Raw genomic sequence first — 3,931 nt, 5'->3', positions numbered from 1 at the left:
TCTGGCCCTTGACCGGCGCTGGCCTTGACCGGATCGACGCCCTGCTGGAAGCGACCTCTGGCGTCACCACGACCGGTGTCACGGTGCTGCGGGACCTCGACCAGGCCGACCCCGCCGTGCTCTTCCTGCGCGCCTGGATGCAATGGTACGGCGGGCTCGGCATCGCCGTGCTGACGGTCGCGCTGATCATGCGCCATCACGCCAGCGCGCGCCGGCTGCTCGAAACCACCGGTGAGCGGCTCACCGACGCCGGTGCCCGCGATCATGCCCGGCGCGTCTCGGCGGTCTATCTTGCGCTGACCCTGATCGCGATCGCCGCCGTCTGGATGACCGGCCTGGCGCCGCTCGAGGCCGTGCTGTACGCGCTCCCCGCGGTCGCCACCGGCGGCTTCGCCCCGTCCGATCAGAACCTCGCCGGATTGCCTGGCGCCACCGTCGCGGCGCTCTCGCTGATCTGCGTGGCCTCGGCGGTGAGTCTTCCGCTGTATGCCAGGCTGCCGCACCGCGGCCTGCGCGCGCTCAAGCAGGAGCCAGAACTGATCGCGCTGCTCGGCGCGATCCTGGTCACCGCGCTGGCGGTCAGTGCGATCGCCTCGCTGAGCAACGGCCTGCCATGGCCGCAGGCACTGGCCCAGGGCTTCGCGCTGGGGGTCTCGGCGCAGACCGACACCGGGTTCAGCACCACCGCGGTCGCCGACCTGCCAGCGGCCTCGCAGGTGGTGCTGATGACATCGATGAGCATCGGCGGCTGCACCGGATCGACGGCCGGCGGGATCAAGCTGATTCGGCTGCTGATCATCATGCGACTGGTGCAGCTGGCATTGCGCCGCACCGCGATCGCCGAGCGCGCCGTGTTGCAGGCGCAGGTCTGCGGCACGCGCATCGAGCCGTCGATGGTCACCGCAACCTTGCAGCTGATGGCCCTGTGGGCGATGGTGCTGCTGACCTCCTGGCTGGCCTTCCTGGCGCTTGGCCAGTCGCCACTGCCGAGCCTCTTCGAGGTGGTCTCGGCCACCGCGAACGCGGGCCTTTCGACGGGGCTGACCAGCTCCGAGCTGCACCCGGCGCTGAAGCTGGTGCTCTGCGCCGACATGCTGTTCGGGCGCGTGGAGGTGCTGGCGCTGCTGGTGGTGCTGTACCCGCCGACCTGGTTCGCGCGCAAACGTCACCTTTGACCGGTCTTCATCAATCGCTTGCCGACTTGAGCGCCGCGGGCAACAAGCGCGACGCGGACAAAGGGCAGATCCTTAACCTGAGCGACAACACCATGAGAGCCGCATTCATCGGTAGCAATTCGCTGACCTTGTCCACCGCCGAGCTGCTGCTCGAGGACGGTCACGCAGTGATCATCATCGAGCGCGACCGCGAGCGCATCGACACGCTGTCGGAGCGCTTCGATGCCGGATTCGTCCATGGCGACGGCACCCTGCCGGATGTCCTACGCGACGCCGAGCCCGAGAACACCGATGTGCTCTTCTGCCTGATGGAAAGCGATCAGACCAATATCCTGGCCGGCCTCATCGGTCGCTCGCTGGGGTTCGCCCGGGTGGTGCCGCGCGTGAACGATCCGCAGTTCCAGCGGATTGCCGCGGAACTCGGACTCGAGGACAGCATCATGCCCAACCGGGCGGTCGCCGCGCATCTGAAGCAGGTGCTCTCAGGGGCCAAGTCCCTGGAGCTGTCGTCGGTCATCCGGGGCGACGCGGCGATCTTCAGCCTCGCCATCGAAGACGCCGAGAAGGGCCCGATCGATGAACTCGATCTGCCAGAGCGCACCCGGATCGTGTGCCTCTACCGCAAGGAGCAGCTCTATCTGCCGCACGAGGTGAAGACGCTCAAGCCAGACGACGAGGTCATCCTGATCACCAGCCATCAACAGCTCCCCAAGCTCGAGCAGCGCTTCGAGCGCAGCGCGGGAGGTGAGCAGCTGAAGGCCGAATCTTGAGGCTGCGCCGCAGAATTGGCTTCATAGTTGCGTTACAGCATGCGCCCGGCGATGGCTCGGACTGACGATGGTTCACACTGAGCCAGTCAGCGCGGCAACCGCAGCCGGTCAACCTCAACCCAACCAACGATGGAGACAACCATGAGATTCACCCCAGTCACCTCGCTCAGCTTGACCTTGACCACGGCCCTGGGCCTGTCTGCGCTCGCCCCAGTGCTTGCCCAGGACAGCGCATCGCCGGGAGCCGGCATGCGGCGCGATGTGATGAGCTTCGCCGAACTCGACGGCGACAATGACGGCATCGTGACCGAGGATGAATTCAACCAGGCGCGCTCCGAACGCCGCGCGGCCCGCGCCGAGGCTGGCGCGTCGATGCGCAGAATGACCAATGCACCCGAGTTCAGCGAGATCGACCAGAACGGCGATGGCGAGATCACGGTAGAGGAGTTCGCCGACTTTCGCGCCCAACGCATGGGCAGCGGCAGCGGGATGCGGCCAGGCGCTGGCATGGATCCTGGCGGAAGGGGCGGCGCCGGACAGGGACCCGGCATGGGACGAGGCATGGGACCCGGCAGGGGCCAGATGGGCAGACAGATGCCAGCGTTCTCATCCTTCGATGCCGACGACGATGGCCTGATCAGCAAGGACGAGTTCGAGCAGGGCCGGGCCGAGCGCATCAAGGAACGCTCGCAGCAGGGCGCTCGGATGCGTAACCTCGGCGACGCCCCCGCCTTTGACGCCATCGATCAGGATGGCGATGGCCAGATCGACAAGCAGGAGTTCGAGAGTGCTCAGCGCCAACGGATGCTTGAGCAGCAGCGGATGAGGCAGCCCTAACCGGCCACTCTCCCAGAGATTCTCCCAGAGATTCCCCCAGAGATGGCCGGCCATGCCGAGCGGACGCCCGGCCCGGTTTGCCACTGGCGAACGGAGCCGGGCGCGATCATCGCCGAGCACGCGCAGGCGCTGACCCGTCTCGATGCCGTCGCCGACGACATCCTGCGCATCCGGGTCGCGCCCGCGGGTCGGCTCGCGCCCAGTCGCGGTTGGCGGGACGAGGCCAAAACACCTCCGGCAGGCCGGCTCTCGGGCGAGGAGCGGGCGCGCGTCCTGCATCTCGCGACCGGCGCGATGCGGGCCGCGCTCGATCTCGACACGGGCGCGCTCTCGCTCGGCCGTGCCGACGGCGCCGCCTATGCGAGCGATCTTGCGCCAGTGCGCTGGCGTCATCTGGCCCGGCACGAGATCCCGACCCTGGCCCCAGCGCTTGCTCCAGCCGTCGCCTCGAGCGGCGCGCCAGCCACCCCGCTGACCGCCGCGCCAGCCGCCGCAGCGACCATCGGCGCAAACGCAACGCAGCAAACCGACAGCGGCTGGTCGGCCGGCCCCGTCACCCCCGCCCTCTGGCTGCGGAAGGCCCTGGACCCGCAGGAGGGCCTGTTCGGCTGCGGCCAGCGCTTCGGGGCGCTCAACCGACGCGGCCAACGGCTCGCGCATTGGACCACGGACATCCACTCGCCCGGACTGGGCGTGGTCGACGGCTGCCTGTACCAATCGCACCCGGTGCTGCTCGCGCTGCGCCCCGGCCTCGCCTGGGGCCTGATGCTCGGCTCGAGCGGGTACAGCCACTTCGATCTCGGTGCCGAGCGGCCGGACGCGCTCGGCCTGTTCAGCCTGGGCGGCGAACTCGACTATTATCTCTTCGCCGGCCCGACCCCGGCCGCCGTGGTCGAGCAGATCACAAGGCTGACCGGGCGGCCAGCCCTGCCGCCGCTCTGGGCGCTCGGCTATCACCAGTCGCGCTGGGGCTACCGCAGCGACACCGAGATCCGCGCGATCGCCAACGCATTCCGCCGCCGGCAGATCCCGATCGACGCGATCCATCTGGATATCGACTACATGGACGGTTTCCGGGTCTTCAGCTGGGACCGCGAGCGCTTTCCCAACCCGCGTGCCACCATCGAGGCCTTGCATCGGCAGGACATC

The 3,931-nt window shown here is 68.4% G+C and carries 4 protein-coding genes; all 4 read left to right on the top strand.

The window, feature by feature from the left end; all coding sequences use genetic code 11:
* Window positions 1-1,175, top strand: a 1,175-nt coding sequence (locus tag ACLFQI_RS12225; protein ID WP_410759717.1) for a TrkH family potassium uptake protein, incomplete at its 5' end; no start/stop codon positions are given.
* 92 nt (window positions 1,176-1,267) lie between these two features.
* Window positions 1,268-1,945 carry a potassium channel family protein gene (locus tag ACLFQI_RS12220; protein WP_410759715.1) on the top strand — a complete coding sequence of 226 codons (678 nt, stop codon included), beginning with the start codon at window positions 1,268-1,270 and terminating at the stop codon, window positions 1,943-1,945.
* 141 nt (window positions 1,946-2,086) lie between these two features.
* Window positions 2,087-2,782 carry an EF-hand domain-containing protein gene (locus ACLFQI_RS12215; RefSeq protein WP_410759713.1) on the top strand — a complete coding sequence of 232 codons (696 nt, stop codon included), beginning with the start codon at window positions 2,087-2,089 and terminating at the stop codon, window positions 2,780-2,782.
* 42 nt (window positions 2,783-2,824) lie between these two features.
* Window positions 2,825-3,931 (top strand): TIM-barrel domain-containing protein (locus ACLFQI_RS12210; RefSeq protein ID WP_410759712.1); only part of this gene is annotated, 1,107 nt, incomplete at its 3' end.

Origin of the sequence: Halochromatium sp. (assembly GCF_046541315.1) — a bacterium.
Lineage (GTDB): Bacteria > Pseudomonadota > Gammaproteobacteria > Chromatiales > Chromatiaceae > Lamprobacter.
This window is presented reverse-complemented; position numbering and strand designations above follow the sequence as displayed.

What these genes read in the sequence shown, in the direction of transcription:
- ACLFQI_RS12220 (WP_410759715.1), top strand. Translation starts at nt 1,268, where the DNA reads ATGAGAGCCGCATTCATCGGTAGCAATTCGCTGACCTTGTCCACCGCC.
- ACLFQI_RS12215 (WP_410759713.1), top strand. Translation starts at nt 2,087, where the DNA reads ATGAGATTCACCCCAGTCACCTCGCTCAGCTTGACCTTGACCACGGCC.